This window comes from Johannesbaptistia floridana, from assembly GCF_057440575.1.
In genome coordinates this window covers 1-3,344 of sequence record NZ_JALKVM010000086.1, presented here as the reverse complement: position 1 = coordinate 3,344, position 3,344 = coordinate 1, and the positions used below count along the sequence as shown (strand labels likewise).

At 35.6% G+C, this 3,344-nt stretch carries 2 protein-coding genes; one reads left to right on the top strand and one right to left on the bottom strand.

All coding sequences use genetic code 11. From position 1 onward, the window contains the following. Positions 1 to 239: 239 nt before the first annotated feature. Entirely contained in the window at positions 240 to 1,784 is a 1,545-nt protein-coding gene (locus MW688_RS06135) for a bifunctional pantoate--beta-alanine ligase/(d)CMP kinase (protein WP_486735054.1), read from the top strand. Between the two features lie 216 nt (positions 1,785 to 2,000). Here MW688_RS06135 and MW688_RS06130 read toward each other — a convergent pair whose 3' ends face one another. Next, the gene (locus MW688_RS06130; RefSeq protein WP_486735053.1) at positions 2,001 to 2,639 is read right to left on the bottom strand and encodes a vWA domain-containing protein; all 639 of its coding nucleotides are present in this window, start codon (positions 2,637 to 2,639) and stop codon (positions 2,001 to 2,003) included. Between the last annotated feature and the right edge of the window lie 705 nt (positions 2,640 to 3,344).

The following is a 3,344-nucleotide window of genomic DNA, read 5'->3' as shown; positions in this document are numbered from 1 at the left end:
CGAATTGGGCAATTTTCTCTCAAGAAAGTTATGTTAATTCGTAGGTCTAATAAACGTAAGCGTTGTTTAAATTACGGAGGACTTTAGTCCTCCGTTCGCCTTTCCTCCCCGCCCTAAAGTTACGGGGATTCCAGGCTTTCAATTACTTTTGTTGAGAGAAAAAACCTTGCCCTCTTGGTAACTAAATTGTTAACTTATGTTATAACAGATATTTGGAAGCATAGTTCAATAGGCTAAAAATGCGACTATTTACTACAGTTGCTGGATTGCGATCTAGTTTAGCATCCCAGAAACCAAATGAGAATACTATTGGTTTTGTACCAACTCTCGGGACTCTACACCCGGGTCATTTAAGCTTAATTAAACGTGCTATAAGTGAAAATGATTTGGTAGTAGTCAGCGTTTTTGTGAATCCCCTGCAATTTGGTCCTGGAGAAGATTATAATCAGTATCCCCGACAGCTTGATTCTGATGCTAAATTATGTGCAGACTTAGGAGTAGATTTTCTCCTAGCGCCTTCACCAGATGAAATGGGAATCAACCCACAAGTAGGTAACCAAGAAACTACTATGGTTATTCCTCCAGTAAATATGACTAAAGTGCTATGTGGTCCTTTTCGACCTGGACACTTTGCGGGAGTGACTACCATTGTTACTAAATTATTGCAAATTGTTCAACCCCATAAAGCTTACTTCGGTCAAAAAGACGCTCAACAATTAGCGATTATTCGTCGTTTAGTCAAAGATTTAAAAATTCCTACAGTAATAAAAGCTTGTCCAATTGTTAGGGAAGTGTCGGGATTAGCTTATAGTTCTAGAAATAAGTATTTGAGTGAGAAAGAAAAACAAGAAGCCGCAGTATTGTATCGAAGCTTACAAAAAGCCGAATTAGTCTTCAATCAAGGAGAAAATAACGCAGCAAAATTAATCAAGATTGCCCAAACAGAATTAGCTACTGTTTCTAGTGCTAAAGTAGAATATTTAGAATTAGTTCATCCAGATACTTTAGAATCTGTAGAAAACATAGAGACAATAGGATTATTAGGAATGGCTGTGTGGATAGGTAAAACTCGTCTAATCGATAATATAATACTGCGAAGACGTCAACCAATTATTGCCATAGATGGACCTGCGGGGGCAGGAAAATCAACAGTAACTCGTCTTTTAGCCAAGGCTTTAAACTTACTATATCTAGATACAGGAGCGATGTACAGAGCCGTTACCTGGTTAATCATGCACTCAGGTATTGATTTAGAAGATACAGGGGCGATCGCCGAACTAATTAACGATGTTAACATAGAATTAATCCCAGAAAGCGATACCACACAATCAGGACAAGTTATTATTAATGGTTATGATGTAACCCTAGCGATTCGTACTCCCGAAGTTACTCAAAACGTATCTCGTGTCTCAGCTATCAAATTTGTACGCCACAAACTAGTTAATCTACAAAAACAATATGGCAAAAAAGGAGGTTTAGTCGCTGAAGGGAGAGATATTGGCACTAATGTATTTCCTGACGCTGAAATCAAAATTTTCTTAACCGCTTCCGTGGAAAAACGTTCTCAAAGAAGATTCCAAGACTTTCAACATCAAGGGATTGATGTCAATATCGAAGAATTAGCCCGAGAAATTCAAGCTAGAGATGATTATGATAGTAAACGGGCTGTTTCTCCTTTGCAAAAAGCCCCAGACGCCACAGTTATTAATACTGATAATCTGACAATCCGTGAAGTTACAGAAAAAATTATGGATTTGTATCAAAAAATTTATCTAAGGGAATAGGGAATAGGCAAGCTTGGAATGCCCATAAGTTATGCGGCTACCAACCTCTACAGACTAAATTATGCTAAAAACAAGGTTTAAATAGATATAAGTGAGACAGGGCAAGTAATTCAGCTCAAGACATCTATCAAAAACTTAAATTCTTGCCCTGTCTCAGTTTTTGAAGATTTAGCATAGTTCACTCGGTAGCACCCATAGTACGAAAGCTCCGAACTTTTAAAGCTCTTTGTTAAGAATTTCAATAATATTAGGCATTGTGTCACATTTCTCGAAGACAACAATATCACACAAGTTCCCATTTTTATCTAAATTTTCTTGAACATTCTCATCTAAGTCTTCATAAAATTCTGGTCTGTCAACAATTTCACTACCATAACCAATAATGATAATCTTAAGTTCGTCCTGATTCTCTATTTTTTTAGCAGTTTGATCAACTAACTGTTTAAAGTCATTTTTATCACTTAGTTCTCCGTCAGTGTAAATAATAATAAATCCCCCTTGGTCAGGTCTCCGAGTAGTAAACCAGTCATCAATTGCTTGTTGAAGGGTAGGAACAATAAAAGTGTTACCATCAGGTTGATTTTCTTGAAAAAGATCAATAATTTGTGAATCATCTTGAACTATTGTACTAATACCCGGACGGTTTGGACTAAAGAAAGCAACTGTAACCTCATCACAAATTTTTTCTCCGTTCATTCCTTCCTGAGTGAGAATTCTAAAAACGTGGCCTTTTACTAGTTCTCGTAGAGCAATCCATCGCCTTTCATAAGCTAATTTAGGATCTCTATTGGTCATTGATCCACTTTGATCAATAAGCATATAAACTTTGCGATTATAAATTTTAAAACTAGGCATACTAAACCTCCTTAGCCTATTTAGTTGGTGCTTGATTCTAAGAATCAATTCATAAATAAGATTGATCAAATCAAAAATGTTGTTGATGACTTGACTAATCTTGATATTATATCAAGTTCGGGTGAATACTTACGATAAAAATGAGGTGAGGCAGGAGGCACCGAGGCAGGAGGCAGAAGGAAAGGAAGAAGTTATGAAGGTAGAACTTTATCATAACTAATTAAACGGACATGATATTAACAGCTCTCATTGTACCATACTCTCATTACTTATCTAGTATTTTAGTATATACAAAAATACAACAAAAACTTTGGCTGTTTTTACTATTCTGTTAAAAAATCAACATAAGTTAGGATCATTGGAAAGCAAGATGTAACCCATAATGTTCGGATAAAGATTCTTAGCTAATTTTTTTTAAAAATTTTATCCTACAAAATACTCAATAATCAGTCTTAAATTGTATTTCTTCCATTGGCTCACATCTTCCACCCGTACTTATGTACTAAATTAACCTCAGAAAAAGTTCATTTCTCTTTTACCCCCCTAAGATCTTGCAAAGGTTAACCAATTTTTAAGCGTTTAGCATTAATTCTTTAACTCATTACTTCAAAACTTCAAGACTTCAAAACTTCTTACTTCAAGACTTCAAAGCTTAGTACTTCAAGACTTCAAGACTTCTTACTCGTTACTCATTACTCATTACTC

What these genes read in the sequence shown, in the direction of transcription:
- MW688_RS06135 (WP_486735054.1), top strand. Translation starts at nt 240, where the DNA reads ATGCGACTATTTACTACAGTTGCTGGATTGCGATCTAGTTTAGCATCC.
- MW688_RS06130 (WP_486735053.1), bottom strand. Translation starts at nt 2,639, where the DNA reads ATGCCTAGTTTTAAAATTTATAATCGCAAAGTTTATATGCTTATTGAT.